We start from the raw sequence: 17,627 nt of genomic DNA, 5'->3' as shown, positions 1-17,627 counted from the left end.
TGGGGGCCTGGGCAGCGGTCATGATGCAGCTAGCCCGTCGCGCCGACAAGCGCGTCCCGACAGGCTTTCGCGCGCTTGAGGCGACCACCGCTGCTAGAATGGCGCACGCTTGGGCAGGGCCGCTTCTGGCGTTTCGTAGCGGCGCAGCCGATGCCGCTTACATTTTTGCATTGGCCGGACCGTGCCAGCCCCTTCGACCATGACCGATCGTCCCCCTGTTTCCGACCCACCCGATGCTGCGGTTCCTGCCGCCGGCGGGCGTCGGCACGCCGTTGCGGGGCGCTGGCTGCTTCGCCTGTTGGTGCTGGCGTTCTTCGTCGTAGGCATTGCCGTGCTGGCGTTGCGTGAGCTGGTGCTGCCGAATATTGACGAGCATCGCGAATGGATTGCCCAGCGCCTGTCGCAGGTGGTGGGGGCCGAGGTTCGTATCGGTCGGCTCCGCGCCGAACTGCCGGGACCGAGCTTGCGGTTGCACGTCAGTGCAATCGAGATCGGCTCTGGGGCGTCGGTGTTGCGGCTCGACAAGGTCGAAGCCGATCTGGGCTGGAGATCCTTGTTCACCGGGACGCCGTACTTCCGTCGCCTGGCCCTGATCGGGCCCGAACTCACCGTGGTGCGCGAACCGAACGGGCAAATCCATATTGCCGACGTCGACATCGGAAACGGCGCGGGCGGTGACGGCGCGCTTGCCTGGCTGTTCAGCCAGGGCGAAATTGCCATCCTGGATGCCCGCATTGCCTGGGACGATCGTCAGCGCGGTGCGCCGGTGCTCGAGCTGGAGGATTTTGGCTTGCGTGTGGAGCGCACCGGGGGGCGCTACCGTTTCGGCCTGCAGGCGCGCCCGGATGCTTCGCTGGCGAGCAGGATGGATGTGCGTGGCGATCTGGTCTCCGATCAGCCTGCCGACGCAACGCGCTGGGAAGGCCAGGTCTATGCGCGGCTGGCCGACGGGCAGCTGGAAGGCTTGAAGCCCTGGGTCGACTACCCCTTGCCCTTGTCCGGCGCCGGCGATGTAGAAGCCTGGTTGTCCATCGCCGGCGGCGCACTGCGCTCGGCGACCATCGACTTTTCGCTGACGGACTTCGCCATGCAGCTCAGTGACGAGCTGCCGGAGATTGCGGGGCATGGCGCGCGCGGCCGTCTCACCGGTGCGCGAACTGCAGACGGTCAAAGCCTGGGCGTGCGTGGATTTGAGCTGGACGCAGGCGATGGCTTGCGCATCGGCCCGACGGATGTCGACCTGCATCTGGCCGCGTCCGGCGGCGGGTCCTTGCAGGCGAGCAGTGCCGATTTGGGCGTGATTGTGCAGTTGTCGGCGCACCTGCCGATGTCGCAGGACATGCGTCGTGACATTGCGGCCCATGACCCGCGCGGGCGGGTCGAGAACCTACGCCTGGACTGGCGGGCCGAAGCCGGCGTGCCGACGCTGACGCGACTCGAAGCGCGTTTCATCGACCTCGCGTTGCGTCCCACGGAGGCACTGCCCGGTGGTGAGGGGCTCAGCGGCGAGGTGCGCGGTGACGGAGAGCAGGGCCGTTTTACGCTGGCAAGCAGCAATGCCGCGTTGGACATTCCCCAGGTTTTCTCGGAGTCGCGGCTGGCGTTTGATCGTCTTGATGCCGAAGGTGGCTGGAGCCGCGGCGCGCAGGGGCTGGAAGTGCGTCTGGAACGCGGTGCGTTCGAGAACGCCGACGTGACGGGCCAGGCGAGCGGCGTCTACCGCCCGGCGGTCGGCGAGCATGGCGAGGTCGATATCGCTGCGCGTTTGACGCGCGCTGAGGGCCCCAGCGTATGGCGCTACGTTCCGGACTATGTCGGCGAGTACACGCGGGAGTGGCTGCAAAGCGCCATTCGCGAAGCGCAGGTGGACGATGCGCGGCTGACGCTGCGCGGCGGCTTGGCCGATTTTCCGTTCGAGGACGGTTCGGGAGAGTTTGTCGTCACCGTCGATCTGCGGGATGGCCTGCTCGAGTACGCGCCCGGCTGGCCGGTGATCGAGGGGATTGCGGCGACGCTGCGCTTCGAAGGGGCCGGTGCTCGAATCTCCGCGAGTGCGGGGAGCATTCTGGGCGTGCAGTTGCACGACGTGGTCGCTGATCTGCCGGATCTGGACATGCGGCATCGCAAGCCGATGACGATACGTGGTGTGGCGCGCGGAGCCACCGCCGATTTCCTGCGTTTTGTTTCGGCCAGCCCGGTGCGCCAGAGTGTCGATGGTTTCACCGACGGCATGACTGCGGACGGCGACGGTGAGCTGGAGCTCACGCTGACCATGCCGCTGCATGACGTCGATGCGACTCAGGTCGAGGGCAACTTCCGTTTTTCGGGCAACCGCATCGGCGTGGCTGACTGGCTGCCGCCGGTCGAGAACGCCAGCGGCGTAGTGCGTTTTACCGAGAGCACGTTCGGTATCGAAGACGCCCGTGGCCAGGCTTTCGGTCAGCCCGTCCGCATTGCCGCGCAGACCGTCGCACCGGGTCAGGTGCGCTTCAAGGTCGACGGGGGCTTGTCGTCCCGCTCACTCGGCACACTGTATGGCTGGCCGGCCTTGTCGCACCTCTCCGGCACCACGCGATGGCAGGCCGAGGTGGCGGTGGATGACGGCACGACCCGGGTGAACGTGCGTTCGGATCTGTCCGGAATCTCATCCAGCCTGCCGCATCCGTTCAACAAGCGCGCGAACGAAGCATGGCCGCTGCGGGTGGAGGTCGGGTTCGCAGGCGAGGCGCGTGATTTCGTCGGACGCCTTGGCGACCGGCTGGCGTTCTCGATTTCCGGCAAGGGGTCTGCGGAGCAGTTTCGTGTGTCTCGGGGCGGCGTCGCGATCAACGCGCCGTTGAAAATGCCGCAGCAGGGTTTGATGCTGGCCGTGAAGCTCGATGAGCTCGACCTTGACGCCTGGCGTGCGCTGCAAGGTGATTCAGCCGCGAATGATGCGCTGCCGTGGGCGGAGCTTGATATCGACGTGGCGCGTTTGCGCGCCTTCGGATACAGCCTTGCCGATGCCAGGTTGTCTGCGAGTGCCAGTGACGGGGCCTGGGGCGGGCGGGTCGCCAGCGATCTGATCAGAGGCGGATTTGCCTGGCATGGCGGCGCTCAGGGGACGCTCGCTTTGCGCCTGGATCATCTGCAACTGGGGCGTCGGGATGCCAATGAGACCGAACTGGTCCGCTTGCTGCGAGAAGAGGCCGCGCAGACTTCGCTGCCTGACATGGACGTGATTGTCGAACGCTTTCAGCTTGGTGAGCGGAATCTGGGTCGGCTGGATCTGCAGGCACGCAACGAGAGCGGGGAGTGGCTGATCGATTCTGCGTCCATCGAGAACGGTGATTCCCATCTCGTGGCGCGCGGCCGTTGGTTGCCGGGTGAGCAGCCGATGACGCAGCTTTCGCTGCGGCTGGAGAGTCCGGATCTGGGCGCTTTCCTGGGCCGTATGGGGTATCCGGACATGGTACGCAAGGGTACGGCTTTGCTCAGCGGGGATCTCGAATGGCGCGGTGTGCCGACGCGCATCGATTACCCCAGCCTGAATGGCGCGTTCCGTGTGGATGCGCAGAAAGGGCGGTTTGCGCAGCTGGAGCCGGGCGTTGGCCGGCTGCTCGGCGTGCTCAGCCTGCAGGCCTTGCCGCGCCGTCTGGTGCTGGATTTCCGCGATGTCTTCAGCGAAGGCTTTGCGTTTGACCGGATCGGCGGCAACGTGAGTTTGCGCTCGGGCATTCTCGAGTCCGAGGATTTCGAGATCGCGGGGCCGGCCGCGCGAGTGTGGATTGCCGGAACGGCCGATGTGCTCGCGGAAACGCAGGATCTGAAGGTTGTCGTGCAGCCGACGCTGACCGACTCCGTGGCCATCGGGGCGGCGGCCGGGATGGTCAATCCGGTGGCGGGTCTGATCGCCTATCTTGCCCAGAAGATCATGAATGACCCGGTGGAGCGCATGTTTGCCTATGGTTATGCGATCACCGGGCGCTGGGATGATCCGCAGATCGAGGAGTTGCCGGTCGGCAAGGGGCGACGCAAGCAGGGTGGGAGCGCGACCGAATGAGTTTGTCTGATCCCGTGCGTGTGGCTGCACTGCAGACCGTTTCCGGACCGGAGGTCAGGTCGAATCTGGAGCAGGCCGCGGTGCTCATCGAGCAAGCCGTCGGGCAGGGCGCCCAGGTCGTCGCTCTGCCCGAGTACTTTGCGCTGCTGTCGTCTGACGAGCAGGCCAAGGTACGGGCTTGCGAGCAGCCAGGGCAGGGGACGATCCAGCGCTTTCTGGCGGCTGCCGCGCAGCGGCACGGAGTGTGGATTGTTGGCGGCACCTTGCCGCTGACCGCTGAAGCGCCGGGTCGGGTGCGTAACAGCGTGCTGGTGTTCGACGATCAGGGGCGACAGGCTGCCCGCTACGACAAGATCCACCTCTTCGGTTTTGACAATGGTGGTGAGCGTTACGATGAGTCGCGTACCATCGAGCCAGGAGCGGGCTGCGTGGCACTCGATACGCCGCATGGCCGGATGGGCTTGTCGGTGTGTTACGACCTGCGCTTCCCCGAGCTGTATCGTTCGCTCGGAACGCCAGACATGATCTTTGTGCCCTCGGCCTTCACCGCGACGACCGGACGCGCGCATTGGGAAGTCCTGCTGCGTGCTCGTGCCATCGAGAACCAGTGCTATGTGATCGCCCCGGCGCAGGGCGGCGAACATCCGGGCGGGCGCCGTACCTGGGGGCATACGATGATCATCGACCCCTGGGGCGAAGTCCTGGCCTGCCGGACCGAAGACGGGCCGGGCGTGATCGTGGCCGATCTTGATCCACAGCGCCTCGCCAGCGTTCGTCAGCAGCTGCCGGCGCTGGCGCACCGCCGGATCAATGCGCAAAACTGATACAACGGGATCGATCGCGCCACGCCGTGGTCCACTGCCGAAGCATTCATTTCACGGAACAGACATGAACATTGCCACTCCGGCCCTTGCGGTCGCCGAACAGCATCTTCTCGCACCCTATGGCCTTGCCGATGGCGACATCGAGCGCGTGTTGGACAGCCTGATGGGCCACCGCCTGGACTACGCAGATCTGTACTTCCAGTATCGCCGCGCCGAGAGCTGGAGCCTGGAGGAAGGCATCGTCAAGTCGGGCAGTTTCGACATCGAGCAAGGTGTCGGTGTCCGCGCAATCAGCGGAGAGAAGACGGCGTTCGCGTATTCGGACGACATTTCCCTGCCGGCACTCGATGCTGCGGCGAAGGCTACGCGAGCCATCGCCGATGCGGGCGAGGAGCGGCGTATCGCGGTGGGGCGTGCTGCCGCCCGCCAACCGCTGTACCGCGGTGACGACCCGCTGGGGTCGCTTGGCGACACCGAGAAGGTGCGTCTGCTGGAGCGGCTGGAAGGCTTTGCGCGCGCCGAAGATGCGCTCGTGACGCAGGTTATGGCGCATGTTGCCGGCTCGTGGGAAGTCGTCATGGTGGCGCGCAGCGATGGCCACATGGCGGCCGATGTGCGTCCGCTGGTGCGCGTTTCGCTGTCAGTCATCATGGAAGACGGCGCGCGGCGCGAGCAGGGCAGTGCCGGCGGAGGCGGGCGCTTCGACTACGCGTATTTCAGCGATGAGCGGCTGCGCGAATACGCACGTGCGGCCGTACATCAGGCCCGTACCAATCTCGACGCGGTGGCTGCACCGGCCGGAACGATGACGGTTGTGCTCGGGTCCGGCTGGCCGGGCATCCTGCTGCACGAGGCCATCGGCCACGGGCTGGAGGGTGACTTCAACCGCAAGGGCAGCTCGGCTTTCTCGGGGCGCATGGGGCAGCAGGTTGCGTCGCGCGGCGTGACCGTGGTGGACGACGGCACACTGACGGATCGGCGCGGTTCGCTGACCGTTGATGACGAGGGTAATCCGACCAACCGTACCGTGTTGATCGAAGACGGCATCCTCACCGGCTATATGCAGGACATGCTCAACGCACGTCTGATGGGCGTCACGCCCACCGGCAACGGCCGGCGCGAGTCCTACGCCCATTTGCCGATGCCGCGCATGACCAACACCTACATGCTCGGCGGCGACAAACATCCCGAGGAAATCCTGCGTTCGGTCAAGAAAGGCCTGTATGCGGTGAATTTCGGCGGCGGGCAGGTCGACATCACGTCCGGCAAGTTCGTGTTCTCGGCCTCCGAGGCTTATCTGATCGAGGACGGCAAGGTGACGCGACCGGTCAAGGGCGCAACCCTGATCGGCAACGGCCCGGACGCGCTGACGCGCGTGTCGATGATCGGTAACGACATGGCGCTGGATCCCGGCGTAGGCACGTGCGGGAAGGACGGGCAGAGCGTGCCGGTAGGTGTTGGCCAGCCGACGCTGCGCATCGACGGGCTGACCGTGGGCGGCACGGCCTGAGTGAAGGCTCGGGGCGCCTGGACGGGCGATGTAAGCCGATGTTTGTAAGCGTCAGGCCAATGTCCTGATTCAGACTGCCCGAGGGGCTCCTGCCTGGGCAGAATCCACCGTGTTTATGGGTGCGGGGCGGCGAAGTGGCTTGAGCGAGCGCGGCTCTGACCCTGCACAAGCGCTTACCACCTTGAAACAAGTCACGGCGTTGGGGGCAGAAGGCGGCCTCTAGACTGCGTTCTTTGTGACCGCAGTCAGGAGTTTGCCATGTTCAACAAGCCCAATCTGTTTCCCAAGGCCGCCGAGAGCGCAGCCAGCCGCACTACTGCTCAACGCAATCCGGTGCCTGCGCAGGATGCTTCCATGCAGCGTCGTCCGGCCACGGGCGCAGCCGCCGCGCCGGTCGCGCCGACCTCCAGTGCGGCGGCCGAGGCCTCGGGACGAGTGCGTGACGACGAGGGCAAGCGCGACAGTCGTCTGATCGTCGGGCCGGACGTCAAGCTCAAGGGTGCCCAGATTCTGGACTGCGATACCTTGGTCGTGGAAGGCCGGGTTGATGCCACGATGGACAGCCGGGTGCTGCGCATTGCAGAGGGGGGCGCTTTCGAAGGCAAGGTCGGCGTGGATTTGGCTGAGATCCATGGTCGCTTCGACGGGGAACTGACCGTGCGCGAGCAGCTCGTGATCCATGCCAGCGGGCGTGTCAGCGGCAAGATCCGCTACGGTTCGATTTTTATCGAGGAAGGTGGTCAGATCTGCGGCGACATCATGGCGGCCGAAGCCGAGAAGAACGCGGCGCGTGGGGCTGAGCGAAGCGCCGCGCGTGAGGATGCGCAGGAGAATGCCGCGCTGGCGGTCTGATCAGGGCGTGGCCGCAACGCGTGCAGCTTGTTGCGCGCGCGCTTCGGCGAAGGTCCAGTCGCCTTCCCAGGCACTGCGGACCTTGTTCGGATAGACGGCCTTGCCGAGGCTGCCGTTGTAGCGCCCCAAGGCGCGGAAGAGGTCACCCTTCTCGATGTCGAGGTAGTGTCTGAGGATGGTGCAGCCATAGCGCAGGTTGGTGCGGCGATGGAACAGATTGTCGGCGGGGCGACCGATGACGTCTATCCAGAACGGCATGATCTGCATGTAGCCCCTGGCGCCCGCACTGGACACCGCATATTTGCGGAATCCACTCTCGACCTGGATCAGGCCGAGCACGAGTTGCGGATCCAGTCCGGCCCGCGTGGCTTCGTAATGCACGGTGTCCAGCAGGTCCAGCCGGTCAGCTTCGTCCGGCAGCCAGCGTTTGAGTCGCTCGGCCATTTCCGCGCGCCACAGGCGGTAGTCGTCGTCCTCGCGCGCCAGGACAGGGGGTTGATCGCTGATCGAGGCGTGTAACGCCGCGCGCACGCTTTCCGACATCGGCTCGTACATCTGCGGCCCGGCATGCGCAGACGCTGACCCCAGCGCCAGTGCGGCGCTGAAGGTGAGGAGGCCTCTGCGCATGCGCGGGAGCATGATCAGTTACCCCGCAGGCACCCGAGTGCGTCGGCAGGCGCTACGCGTCGGGCTTCTGCATCGCGACGCCCCTGAACCTCGACGACGCCTTCCTTCAGGCCCCGGTCACCGACGACGATGCGCTGCGGCACGCCGATCAATTCCCAGTCGGCAAACATCGCGCCTGGCCGTTCGCCACGGTCGTCGAGAATGACGTCAACGCCGGCCGCAAGCAGTTCCTCGTACAGCCGGGTTGCGGTTTCGCGCACGGCTTCGGACTTGTCCAGACCAACCGGGCAGATCACCACTTCAAAGGGTGCGATGGCGAGCGGCCAGATGATGCCGCGCTCGTCATGGTTCTGTTCGATCGCGGCGCCGAGGATGCGAGAGACGCCGATGCCGTAGCAGCCCATCTCCATGACCTGCTCACGACCGCTTTCATCGACAAACTTGCAGTCCAGTGCCGCAGCGTACTTGCTGCGCAACTGGAAGATGTGACCGACTTCGATGCCACGGCAGATGGCCAGTGCGCCTTTGCCGTCGGGTGACGGGTCGCCGGCCACGACATTGCGCAGGTCGGCGACTTCCGGTTCGCTGAAGTCGCGGCCGATGTTGGCGCCGGTGTAGTGCCAGTCGTCTTCGTTGGCGCCGACGACGAAATCGGCCATGGGCGCGACACTGCGATCCATCACCACGCGACCCTTGAAGCCGATGGGGCCGAGCGAACCCGGAGCGGCGCCGAAGGCGGCCTGGATGGCCTCGGCACTGGCGAACACTAGCGGGTCGGCGATGCCGTCGAGCTTCTGCGCCTTGATCTCGTTGAGTTCGTGATCGCCGCGCACCAGCAGCAGTGCAGGGGCGCGGCCGGTTTCGTCATCACCTTCAACGACAATCGCCTTGACGGTGCGCTCAGCCGGCATCTTGAGGAAGTCGGCCAGTTCGGCGATGGTCTTGACGCCCGGCGTATGGACCTTCTGGAGACCTGTGCCGGGAGCCGGTCGCGCTGTGGTCGGCGCAAGCGCCTCGGCGAGTTCGACGTTGGCGGCGTAGTCCGAATCCGGGCTGTAGGCGATGTCGTCCTCGCCGGTTTCGGCGATGACGTGAAATTCGTGCGAGCCGGTGCCGCCGATGGATCCGGTGTCGGCGGCGACAGCGCGAAACTGCAGACCGATGCGCGAGAAGATGCGGTGGTAGGTGTCGTACATGTTGCCGTACTCACGCACCAGGTCGTCGTAGTTGGCGTGGAAGGAGTAGCCGTCCTTCATCAGGAATTCGCGTCCGCGCATGACACCGAAGCGTGGGCGGATCTCGTCGCGGAACTTGGTCTGGATCTGATAGAAGTGGCGGGGCAGCTGACGGTAGCTCTTGAGCTCACGGCGCGCCATGTCGGTGATGACTTCCTCGTGCGTGGGGCCTACGACGAAGTCGCGCTCGTGACGGTCCTTGAAGCGCAGCAGTTCGGGGCCATAGTGGGCCCAGCGGCCGGACTCCTGCCACAACTCCGCCGGTTGCACGGCCGGCATCAGGACCTCGATGGCGCCGGCACGGTTCATCTCGTCGCGCACGATATTCTCGACCTTGCGCAGGCAGCGCAGACCCATCGGCATCCAGGTGTAGATGCCTGCTGCGACCTTGCGGATCAGGCCGGCGCGCAGCATCAGCTTGTGGCTGGCAACTTCAGCGTCTGAAGGGGCTTCCTTGAGGGTGGAAATGAAGAACCTGCTGGCGAACATCGTGGGCTTCCGGAAAAAGTGGTTATGTGAATCGCTGGCATTCTATCAGCGGCCCGGAAGCAATCGCCCGAACCCGCACGGTTCCGCGCTTTCCAAGCCCCGGTAAGTGTGGAAAAATCAACCCAACTGAACGAATCAAGGGTTCCGCCATGCTCGATCGCGAGGGCTATCGCCCAAACGTCGGCATCATCCTGGTCAATGGGCGTAACGAGGTTTTCTGGGGCAAGCGGATTCGCGAGCATTCCTGGCAGTTCCCGCAAGGTGGCATCAAGCACGGTGAAAGTCCGCAGCAGGCCATGTACCGGGAGTTGTTCGAGGAAGTCGGGCTCAAACCCGAACATGTGAAGATTCTCGGGCGCACGCGTGGCTGGTTGAGGTACGACGTCCCGAAAAACTGGATACGCCGTGAATGGCGTAGTTCTTACCGTGGCCAGAAGCAAATCTGGTTCCTGTTGCGGCTGACAGGTCGTGACAGCGACGTGTCGCTGCGAGCCAGCAAGCACCCGGAGTTCGATGCCTGGCGTTGGCATGACTACTGGGTGCCGCTGGATACCGTCATTGAATTCAAGCGTCAGGTCTATCAGCAGGCTTTGTCCGAACTGTCTGCGGTCCTGTTTCGACCGGCGGTACCGGAGTTGCCGCCCGAGTACAGGGATTTTGCGATCGAACGGCAGACCTGAACTGACCGGGTTCCCGGCAGGGGGGGCTGTTGATCTGTGACGACGAGAAGGGCGTGCGGATTCGTTCTGGCGTCGAAGATGCGAACAAAGGGGCTGTGGATGTTGGCTATCAGTGCGAAACGCGGCTTGGTAAGCCTGTTACTTGTGGGCGGTTTGTTGTTGCCTCTGACGTTGTCAGCGCAGGGGTTTCTCGTCGATCCGGATGAGAACTGGCAGGAGGCTGAGGTGCCGATGCCGCCCCCGCTGCAACGGGATCATTTGAGAGAGTTTGAGGTCAGCGCGGCATCCTCGAACCAGTTCTTTGTGGATGAATCCTCATTGGATGTCGGTGCCGACTATGTCGTGCGTTTTGTGATGCTCATCCGGGGTAGTGGCGGTGCAGAGACGGTGACCTATGAGGGTATCCGTTGTACAACCGCGGAGTACAAGCTGTACGCCCATGGGCGTGCCGATGGCGAGTGGGTGCCGCCCCGGCGTTCGGAGTGGAAGCCATTGCGCTCGGCGCGCTCACACTTGCCTCAGGCAGCACTGGCCCACAATTACCTGTGTGACGGAGTCGCGCCGCCACGGTCGCGTGACGCCGCGTTGCGGGGCCTGAGAAATGGCGTTGATCGGTGGCGGAGCTGAATTCATGGGTGTCGACAGTTTCATCCTGCATTTTGACAAGATCCTGCGTACGCTCGGCGCACCGGCAGCGAGCATACGCCCGCAGCCAGGAGCGGAGTTCCCGGATGTCGAGATGTCGGACCAGGAGCGCGCCTTGACCGCGGCCCTGATGCGGGTGAATCACTGTGGTGAAGTGTGTGCGCAGGCCTTGTACCAGGGGCAGGCGATGACCGCCCGCGACCCGTCCATCTGTGCCGAGCTGGAGCGGGCTGCTGCAGAGGAAACGGAGCACCTGGCTTGGACCGAGCATCGCATTGCCGAACTCGGAGGGTGCAAGAGCCTGCTGAATCCGCTTTGGTATGCGGGGTCATTGGCGATGGGAATGTTCGCTGGCCGCGCCGGCGATCGCTGGAACCTTGGTTTTCTCGCCGAAACGGAACGCCAGGTTGAAGCGCACCTGAAAGGGCACCTTGGGCGTGTCCGGCAGGATGACCGTCGTACCAGGGCGATCCTGGAGCAAATGGCCAAGGATGAAGCGAATCACGCGCAAACCGCAACGCGCCTTGGCGCTGCCGAGCTGCCGGCTTCGGTGAAGGCCGGGATGCGCTGGATGGGCCGCATCATGACAAGCTTGGCCCACCATATCTGACCTACATCAGTCAGCTTCGACGATTTCCCATGTGTGTTCGATGCTGGCGGTTTTGCCGAGCATCACCGACGCGGAGCAGTACTTCTCCGCCGACAGGTGCACCGCACGCTCGACAGCCTCGGGCTTCAGGTTCTTGCCCGTGATGGTGAAGTGAAAGCCGATTCGGGTGAAGACCTTCGGATCACTGTCGGCGCGTTCGGCGATCAGTTTGGCGGTGCATCCGCGAATATCGTGGCGCCCCCGGCGCAGAATCATTACGACGTCGAAAGCGCTGCAGCCGCCTGCACCAACCAGCATCATCTCCATCGGCCGGGGGGCAAGGTTGCGCCCCCCTGCGTCTGGCGCGCCATCCATCGTGACAAGATGGCCAGAGCCGGTCTCGGCGATGAAACTCGCGCCATCAAGCCATTTGATCGTGCACTCCATTCCTGCTTCCTCTTTGGTTGTGCGCCCTGAAGGAGGGCTCTTGAGGGGTGCAATTCTAGCGGAAGACGGGTGTATGGCTACGGACGGCGACGGTACGGAGGGTGTTTGTGGGTTCAATAAATATCTCTTATATTTACATCAGAACATTTGTTGTGCATTGCACAAATTTCGCTTGCTACCGGTCGGTGGAGTGCGGATAATCGGTCCCAGTGAGATCGGGTTCGTCCCGTCTCGATCGGTGTCTCCTCCACCCTCCTCCTTTGGTGTGGATTTACGCAGTCCGGTAAACTCCGGACTGCGTTTTTTTTACCTGTGTTCGGACGCAGGAGTGGTTTGACATCAGGCTCCAGAGTCCTATATCATCCCGTGCTTTCCGTTTGATGGCCCTCGCGTGGCCGGACAAGAATCGAGGATTCGAATGAAAACGTTTTCTGCCAAGCCGCATGAGGTCAAGCGCGACTGGTTTGTTGTCGATGCGTCAGACAAGGTGCTTGGTCGTCTTGCGGCTGAAGTTGCTCGTCGCCTGCGCGGCAAACACAAGGCGATCTACACGCCTCACGTTGATACCGGTGACTTCATTGTCGTCGTAAACGTGGACAAGCTGCGCGTGACCGGCAACAAGGCCCAAGACAAGAAGTACTACCGCCACAGTGGATTCCCGGGCGGTATCTACGAAACCACTTTTGCGAAGATGCAACAGCGTTTCCCCGGCCGTGCGCTTGAGAAAGCTGTCAAAGGCATGCTGCCGAAGGGCCCTCTGGGCTACGCCATGCTGAAGAAGCTGAAGTGCTATGCCGGTGCTGAGCACCCGCATGCCGCGCAACAGCCCAAAGTTCTCGAGATCTGACAGGAGCCCATAAATGGCTGTGAGCTACAATTACGGCACCGGTCGCCGCAAAACTGCGGTAGCGCGTGTTTTCATGAAGCCGGGTTCCGGCAGCATCGTTGTCAACGGCAAGCCGGTTGATGAATTCTTCTCGCGCGAAACCGGTCGTATGGTTGTGCGTCAGCCGCTGGTGCTGACTGACAACGCTACGCGTTTCGACATCATGGTGAACGTCACCGGTGGTGGTGAGTCCGGGCAGGCGGGTGCCGTTCGCCACGGCATCACTCGCGCACTGATCGAGTTCGATGCGGAGCTCAAGTCGGTGCTGCGCAAGGCTGGTTTCGTTACGCGTGATGCGCGTGAGGTTGAGCGTAAGAAGGTCGGCTTCCGCAAGGCGCGTCGCCGCAAGCAGTTCTCCAAGCGATAATCGCGTCTGGATGCTTGTCAAAGGCCGCCCCTGTGGGCGGCCTTTGTCTTTTCGGATTTGCGTAGTTTCCGCTTTAAGCGAAGACAGGAGGGGCAATGATCAAGGTTGGGGTTGTCGGGGGTACGGGCTACACCGGTGTGGAGCTGCTCAGGTTGCTGAGCATGCATCCGGACGTTCAGCTCACCGCGATCACGTCGCGTGGCGAGGCGGGGATGCCTGTAGCGGACATGTTCCCGAGTTTGCGTGGGCGGGTCGATCTGGCTTTTGTAACACCTCAGGAAGCTCGGCTTGATCGTTGTGATGTGGTGTTCTTCGCGACGCCAAACGGAATTGCAATGCAGCAGGCGGCCGAGTTGGTTGCCGCGGGGGTGCGTGTCATTGACCTGGCTGCCGACTTCCGGATTCGTGATGTGGTTGAGTGGCAGAAGTGGTATGGCATGGAGCATGCCTCGCCGGACCTTGTGGCCGAAGCGGTCTATGGTCTGCCCGAAGTCAACCGCGAGGCCATTCGCTCTGCGCGAGTCCTCGCGAATCCCGGTTGTTATCCGACCGCTGTTCAGCTCGGGTTTTTGCCTCTCGTTGAGAACGGTGTGATCGAGCTTGGAAGCCTGGTAGCAGATTCAAAGTCGGGAGTTTCAGGGGCGGGTCGAAAGGCTGAAGTGCGTACCTTGTTTGCCGAGGCGGCTGACAACTTCCAGGCATACGGGGTTGCCGGGCACAGACATCTGCCAGAGATTCGTCAAGGGCTCGCCGCGGCCGCAGGAGCCTCGGTTGGGCTTACTTTTGTGCCCCACCTTGTTCCGATGGTTCGAGGTATTCATGCCACCCTCTATGGCCGTCTGACTCGCGATGTCGACCTGCAGGCGCTGTTCGAAGAGCGCTTCCGGGACGAGCCATTTGTGGATGTGCTGCCAGCGGGGCGGCACCCAGAAACCCGCTCCGTGCGTGCGAGCAACATCTGCAGAATTGCCGTCCATCGTCCTCAGGGTGGTGACGTGGTGGTGGTGTTGGCAGTGATCGATAACCTGGTCAAGGGCGCAGCAGGGCAGGCGGTGCAGAACATGAACATCATGTTCGGCTTTGATGAACGAAGCGGGCTGGAAGTGGTTCCCGTCAGTCCCTGACAAGCGTAAGCTAGACGCATTGATGAGCGGCCCAGGAACTTGCCGCCGTGGTCAGTATCGAAAGCACAAACAGAGCGTCTGCGAATTTGCGCGACGCCGTGGTTCCCCAGGAGAGCATATGAGTACGACGACCGACATGCCGGAGTTGCTGGTATTCACCGATAGCGCTGCCAACAAGGTTCGTGAATTGATTGACGAGGAAGGCAACCCGGATCTCAAGCTGCGTGTCTTCGTTTCGGGGGGCGGCTGCTCTGGGTTTCAGTACGGCTTCACCTTCGATGAGGAAGTGGCTGAAGACGATACAGCGCTGGAGAAGAATGGCGTGACCCTGCTGATAGACTCGATGAGCTATCAGTATCTCACCGGTGCCGAGATTGATTACTCGGAGGGTCTGGAGGGTGCTCAGTTCGTGATCCGCAATCCTAACGCGACGAGTACTTGCGGCTGCGGTTCGTCATTTTCGGTGTGAGCGTTCCGCGCTAGTACAAAAAAAAGAGGGCCTAGGCCCTCTTTTTTTTGCCCTTCGATTTCAGCGAGGGCTGTTTGCTGCAACTCGCGTTGGCTCGTGGTTGAGCAGGTCAAGGCGCGAGAGCATCAGTTGGGCTTCTCGCTTGAAGGCGGCAAGCTCCTTCTTTTCGAGCGGTTTGACCGGGGGGAGGGCGACCTTCAAGGGGTCGCGCGGCACGTTGTTGACTCGGATTTCGTAGTGCAGGTGAGGGCCTGTGGCCCAGCCGGTCATGCCGACATAGCCGATCATGTCGCCTTGCCGGACCCGCTGCCCGCTTTTCAGGCCGCGTGCGAAGCCGTTGAGGTGTGCGTACAGCGTGGAATAACCGTCGCGGTGTTCGACGATGATCGTCTTGCCGTAGCCGTTCTGGTTGCCGACGAAGCGGATTCGCCCGTCCGATGAGGCCATGATCGGCGTGCCGGTCGGGGCTGCGAAGTCGGTCCCGTTGTGACTGCGCCAGCGCTTGTGAATTGGGTGCATGCGGCGCCCGAAGTTCGACGAGATGCGCGTGAATTCGAGCGGATAACGAAGGAAAGCCTGGTTCAGGCCGCGTCCGTCAGGTGTGTAGTACGCCTCGTTGCCATCAGCCTCGCGATGCAGAATCACCCGGTGTGCCTTGCCCTGGTTCCTGAACTCTGCGGCAAGAATACGGCCTGTCCGGATCGGAACGCCGTTGTCGTAGACCGTTTCGTAGACCACGCTGAATTGGTCACCGCTGCGGATGTCGCGGGAGAAGTCGATTTGGGTGCCGAAAATTTCCGCAAAGCGGCCGGCGACGCTATCCGGGACGCCAGCAGCATCGGTGGCCCCGAAAAGCGAGTGCGTAATCATGCCGGAGCGCATTTCGACCAGCGTCTCGACTTCGATGGCCTCTCCGCCCGAGACGCTGAAGCCCGTGTCGTCGCGCTTTACGATGAAACGCTCGCTGCCGCGCGAGATCGGCAGATTCAGCGAGACGAGCCCGCCGTCAGCGGCGACCATTGCGACCAGTGATCGGCCGGCGCGCAACTGGCGCAGCACGCTGCGCATTTCGTTGTTGTTGTTGAGGAAGGTCCAGGCTTCGCTGTCATCCACTCCGAGACGGCGGAAGATGGACTGAAGCGTGTCACCCGGCAAAATCCGTTCGTTGTAGACATACGGGAGGGTCGAGCTGACGGCAATTGCTTCGGTGCCCGGAGCACCGAGCTGCTCGACAATTGTTTTCGGCTCAAAGGGCAGGGTGCCTTCGCCCGTAGGGTCGGCTGTTGCCGCAACGACGGCAAGTGCGGAAGCGATGAAAAACGCGATCGAGAGTGGAATCCGCTTGGGTCTGCTGGGCAGTTGGGTCGATTCCGTTAGAATCCCGTCTTTCTCGAGCCGCATGAGAATCCTTTCAGGCAAAAAAATTTTGTGCAGTCTAGCAAACGCATGGCTAAAAGTACAAAGCAATCAAGTCGTTCGCGGCGTTTCAGAAGGTAAATCGGAGATTTTCATGGTCGATGTCGGAGCCTCGCTCGATTACATCAAGCGTGGGGCGGAAGAATTGCTCGTCGAGAGTGAGTTGGTGGACAAGCTCAAGAGTGGTCGTCCGCTCAGGGTGAAGGCGGGTTTTGACCCTACGGCGCCGGATCTTCACCTCGGTCATACGGTGCTGATCAACAAGCTCAGACACTTTCAGGAGCTGGGGCATCACGTCATGTTCCTGATTGGCGACTTCACCGGAATGATCGGTGATCCGTCCGGGAAGAACGCGACGCGTCCGCCGCTATCGCGCGAGCAGATCGAGGACAACGCCCGTACATACTGCGACCAGGTCTTCAAGATTCTGGATCCTGATCGAACCGAGGTGTGTTTCAACTCCACCTGGATGGAGCAGCTTGGTTCCGCCGGGATGATTCGGTTGGCGTCCCACTATTCCGTTGCCCGGATGCTGGAGCGGGATGATTTCTCGAAGCGTTACGCCGGTGGTCAGTCGATTGCGATTCACGAGTTCCTGTACCCGTTGTGCCAGGGTTATGACTCCGTTGCCATGAAGGCCGATGTAGAGCTGGGCGGTACCGATCAGAAGTTCAATCTTCTAGTGGGGCGGGAGTTGCAACGCCACTATGGTGTTGCGCCTCAGTGTGTCCTGACGATGCCGCTGCTTGAAGGTCTGGACGGCGTGAACAAAATGTCCAAGTCGCTTGGCAATTACATCGGGATCGCAGAGCCGGCGCGCGAGATATTCGGCAAGCTGATGTCAGTTTCTGATGACTTGATGTGGCGCTACTACGACCTTCTGTCGTTCCGCTCCTCCGAGAAAATAGCCCGTTTGCGAGAAGAGGTGGCGGGTGGTCGCAATCCGCGCGACGTCAAGGTGCTGCTTGCGCAGGAACTCGTTGAACGCTTCCACGACCGCCGGGCTGCGGAGGATGCACTTGAAGAGTTTGATGCGCGTTTCCGTCGCGGAGCCTTGCCTGAAGACATGCCGGAGCTTGTGTTGCAGGGCGAGGGTGGCGGTCTTGCAATCGTTCAGGTGCTGAAGCAGTCCGGGCTGACTGCCAGTACGTCCGAGGCGATTCGCATGATCGAGCAGGGAGGCGTGCGTCTGAATGGAGACAAGGTCGAAGATCGCGGGGTGATCGTGGCGGTTGGCAGCAAGGTTGTCCTGCAAGTGGGGAAGCGCCGTTTTGCCGCGGTTGAAATTGTTTGAGCTTGCCCATTGACACGCGCTTTTTGGTCTATATACTGCGCCCCTCTTCGCCGCTGGAAGTGTTGTGTTTAGCGGGGTTGAGGAGATTTGAGGGGTGTTTCGGCGGTTTAAGATTTTTCGCTGAAGTGCTT

At 62.4% G+C, this 17,627-nt stretch carries 16 protein-coding genes; 12 read left to right on the top strand and 4 right to left on the bottom strand.

Features of this window, described 5'->3' with window-relative positions; genetic code table 11:
- The first annotated feature begins 199 nt into the window (after positions 1 to 199).
- From AC6H0R_RS00080 to AC6H0R_RS00065, 4 genes are all read left to right on the top strand, one after another.
- Complete coding sequence (locus AC6H0R_RS00080) at positions 200 to 4,042, top strand: YhdP family protein (RefSeq protein ID WP_497579304.1); 3,843 nt, start codon at positions 200 to 202, stop codon at positions 4,040 to 4,042.
- Positions 4,039 to 4,866 (top strand): carbon-nitrogen hydrolase family protein, encoded by an 828-nt coding sequence (locus AC6H0R_RS00075; RefSeq protein ID WP_497579303.1) that lies wholly within the window; start codon positions 4,039 to 4,041, stop codon positions 4,864 to 4,866. Before AC6H0R_RS00080 ends, AC6H0R_RS00075 begins: the two co-directional genes overlap by 4 nt.
- A gap of 64 nt (positions 4,867 to 4,930) precedes the next feature.
- Positions 4,931 to 6,376 (top strand): metalloprotease TldD, encoded by a 1,446-nt coding sequence (tldD, locus tag AC6H0R_RS00070; protein ID WP_497579302.1) that lies wholly within the window; start codon positions 4,931 to 4,933, stop codon positions 6,374 to 6,376.
- A 258-nt stretch (positions 6,377 to 6,634) separates the two neighbouring features.
- Positions 6,635 to 7,228: a bactofilin family protein gene (locus AC6H0R_RS00065; RefSeq protein ID WP_497579301.1), complete on the top strand. Its 594-nt coding sequence runs from the start codon at positions 6,635 to 6,637 to the stop codon at positions 7,226 to 7,228.
- Here AC6H0R_RS00065 and AC6H0R_RS00060 read toward each other — a convergent pair whose 3' ends face one another.
- The gene (locus tag AC6H0R_RS00060) at positions 7,229 to 7,855 is read right to left on the bottom strand and encodes a lytic transglycosylase domain-containing protein (RefSeq protein ID WP_497579300.1); all 627 of its coding nucleotides are present in this window, start codon (positions 7,853 to 7,855) and stop codon (positions 7,229 to 7,231) included.
- Positions 7,856 to 7,869: 14 nt separating this feature from the next.
- On the bottom strand, positions 7,870 to 9,579 hold the full coding sequence (locus AC6H0R_RS00055) for a proline--tRNA ligase (RefSeq protein WP_497579299.1): 1,710 nt from the start codon (positions 9,577 to 9,579) through the stop codon (positions 7,870 to 7,872).
- Between the two features lie 149 nt (positions 9,580 to 9,728).
- Here AC6H0R_RS00055 and AC6H0R_RS00050 point away from each other — a divergent pair, with 149 nt between their 5' ends.
- From AC6H0R_RS00050 to coq7, 3 genes are all read left to right on the top strand, one after another.
- Positions 9,729 to 10,259 (top strand): RNA pyrophosphohydrolase, encoded by a 531-nt coding sequence (locus AC6H0R_RS00050; protein WP_497579298.1) that lies wholly within the window; start codon positions 9,729 to 9,731, stop codon positions 10,257 to 10,259.
- A gap of 99 nt (positions 10,260 to 10,358) precedes the next feature.
- Positions 10,359 to 10,886, top strand: coding sequence for a CNP1-like family protein (locus AC6H0R_RS00045; RefSeq protein WP_497579297.1), 528 nt, complete (start codon positions 10,359 to 10,361; stop codon positions 10,884 to 10,886).
- Between the two features lie 4 nt (positions 10,887 to 10,890).
- Positions 10,891 to 11,514 (top strand): 2-polyprenyl-3-methyl-6-methoxy-1,4-benzoquinone monooxygenase, encoded by a 624-nt coding sequence (gene coq7 / locus AC6H0R_RS00040; protein ID WP_497579296.1) that lies wholly within the window; start codon positions 10,891 to 10,893, stop codon positions 11,512 to 11,514.
- Positions 11,515 to 11,520: 6 nt separating this feature from the next.
- On the opposite strand, the gene AC6H0R_RS00035 is transcribed toward coq7, so the two are convergent.
- Entirely contained in the window at positions 11,521 to 11,940 is a 420-nt protein-coding gene (locus AC6H0R_RS00035; protein ID WP_497579295.1) for an OsmC family protein, read from the bottom strand.
- Between the two features lie 418 nt (positions 11,941 to 12,358).
- Between AC6H0R_RS00035 and rplM the strand changes: the two genes are divergently transcribed.
- From rplM to erpA, 4 genes are all read left to right on the top strand, one after another.
- The gene (gene rplM, locus AC6H0R_RS00030) at positions 12,359 to 12,787 is read left to right on the top strand and encodes a 50S ribosomal protein L13 (protein ID WP_497573997.1); all 429 of its coding nucleotides are present in this window, start codon (positions 12,359 to 12,361) and stop codon (positions 12,785 to 12,787) included.
- Between the two features lie 13 nt (positions 12,788 to 12,800).
- Positions 12,801 to 13,193 carry a 30S ribosomal protein S9 gene (rpsI, locus tag AC6H0R_RS00025; RefSeq protein ID WP_497579294.1) on the top strand — a complete coding sequence of 131 codons (393 nt, stop codon included), beginning with the start codon at positions 12,801 to 12,803 and terminating at the stop codon, positions 13,191 to 13,193.
- Between the two features lie 95 nt (positions 13,194 to 13,288).
- Positions 13,289 to 14,317 carry an N-acetyl-gamma-glutamyl-phosphate reductase gene (gene argC, locus AC6H0R_RS00020; protein WP_497579293.1) on the top strand — a complete coding sequence of 343 codons (1,029 nt, stop codon included), beginning with the start codon at positions 13,289 to 13,291 and terminating at the stop codon, positions 14,315 to 14,317.
- Positions 14,318 to 14,435: 118 nt separating this feature from the next.
- Positions 14,436 to 14,786 (top strand): iron-sulfur cluster insertion protein ErpA, encoded by a 351-nt coding sequence (gene erpA, locus AC6H0R_RS00015; protein WP_497579292.1) that lies wholly within the window; start codon positions 14,436 to 14,438, stop codon positions 14,784 to 14,786.
- Between the two features lie 60 nt (positions 14,787 to 14,846).
- On the opposite strand, the gene AC6H0R_RS00010 is transcribed toward erpA, so the two are convergent.
- Positions 14,847 to 16,187, bottom strand: a complete 1,341-nt coding sequence (locus AC6H0R_RS00010; protein WP_497579291.1) for a peptidoglycan DD-metalloendopeptidase family protein — start codon at positions 16,185 to 16,187, stop codon at positions 14,847 to 14,849.
- A gap of 109 nt (positions 16,188 to 16,296) precedes the next feature.
- Between AC6H0R_RS00010 and tyrS the strand changes: the two genes are divergently transcribed.
- Positions 16,297 to 17,496, top strand: a complete 1,200-nt coding sequence (gene tyrS, locus AC6H0R_RS00005; protein ID WP_497579861.1) for a tyrosine--tRNA ligase — start codon at positions 16,297 to 16,299, stop codon at positions 17,494 to 17,496.
- The last annotated feature ends 131 nt before the right edge of the window (positions 17,497 to 17,627 follow it).

This window comes from Pseudazoarcus sp. NS36 (genome assembly GCF_059703705.1).
The sequence above is the reverse complement of the archived record's forward strand: the minus strand, read 5'-3'. Positions and strand labels throughout refer to the sequence as shown.

Excerpts from the sequence above, each read along its gene's own strand:
- rplM (WP_497573997.1), top strand. The coding sequence starts at position 12,359 with ATGAAAACGTTTTCTGCCAAGCCGCATGAGGTCAAGCGCGACTGGTTT.
- AC6H0R_RS00035 (WP_497579295.1), bottom strand. The coding sequence starts at position 11,940 with ATGGAGTGCACGATCAAATGGCTTGATGGCGCGAGTTTCATCGCCGAG.
- coq7 (WP_497579296.1), top strand. The coding sequence starts at position 10,891 with ATGGGTGTCGACAGTTTCATCCTGCATTTTGACAAGATCCTGCGTACG.
- AC6H0R_RS00045 (WP_497579297.1), top strand. The coding sequence starts at position 10,359 with ATGTTGGCTATCAGTGCGAAACGCGGCTTGGTAAGCCTGTTACTTGTG.
- erpA (WP_497579292.1), top strand. The coding sequence starts at position 14,436 with ATGAGTACGACGACCGACATGCCGGAGTTGCTGGTATTCACCGATAGC.
- rpsI (WP_497579294.1), top strand. The coding sequence starts at position 12,801 with ATGGCTGTGAGCTACAATTACGGCACCGGTCGCCGCAAAACTGCGGTA.
- AC6H0R_RS00065 (WP_497579301.1), top strand. The coding sequence starts at position 6,635 with ATGTTCAACAAGCCCAATCTGTTTCCCAAGGCCGCCGAGAGCGCAGCC.
- AC6H0R_RS00010 (WP_497579291.1), bottom strand. The coding sequence starts at position 16,187 with ATGCGGCTCGAGAAAGACGGGATTCTAACGGAATCGACCCAACTGCCC.
- tyrS (WP_497579861.1), top strand. The coding sequence starts at position 16,297 with ATGGTCGATGTCGGAGCCTCGCTCGATTACATCAAGCGTGGGGCGGAA.
- argC (WP_497579293.1), top strand. The coding sequence starts at position 13,289 with ATGATCAAGGTTGGGGTTGTCGGGGGTACGGGCTACACCGGTGTGGAG.
- AC6H0R_RS00055 (WP_497579299.1), bottom strand. The coding sequence starts at position 9,579 with ATGTTCGCCAGCAGGTTCTTCATTTCCACCCTCAAGGAAGCCCCTTCA.
- AC6H0R_RS00075 (WP_497579303.1), top strand. The coding sequence starts at position 4,039 with ATGAGTTTGTCTGATCCCGTGCGTGTGGCTGCACTGCAGACCGTTTCC.
- AC6H0R_RS00060 (WP_497579300.1), bottom strand. The coding sequence starts at position 7,855 with ATGCGCAGAGGCCTCCTCACCTTCAGCGCCGCACTGGCGCTGGGGTCA.
- AC6H0R_RS00050 (WP_497579298.1), top strand. The coding sequence starts at position 9,729 with ATGCTCGATCGCGAGGGCTATCGCCCAAACGTCGGCATCATCCTGGTC.
- tldD (WP_497579302.1), top strand. The coding sequence starts at position 4,931 with ATGAACATTGCCACTCCGGCCCTTGCGGTCGCCGAACAGCATCTTCTC.
- AC6H0R_RS00080 (WP_497579304.1), top strand. The coding sequence starts at position 200 with ATGACCGATCGTCCCCCTGTTTCCGACCCACCCGATGCTGCGGTTCCT.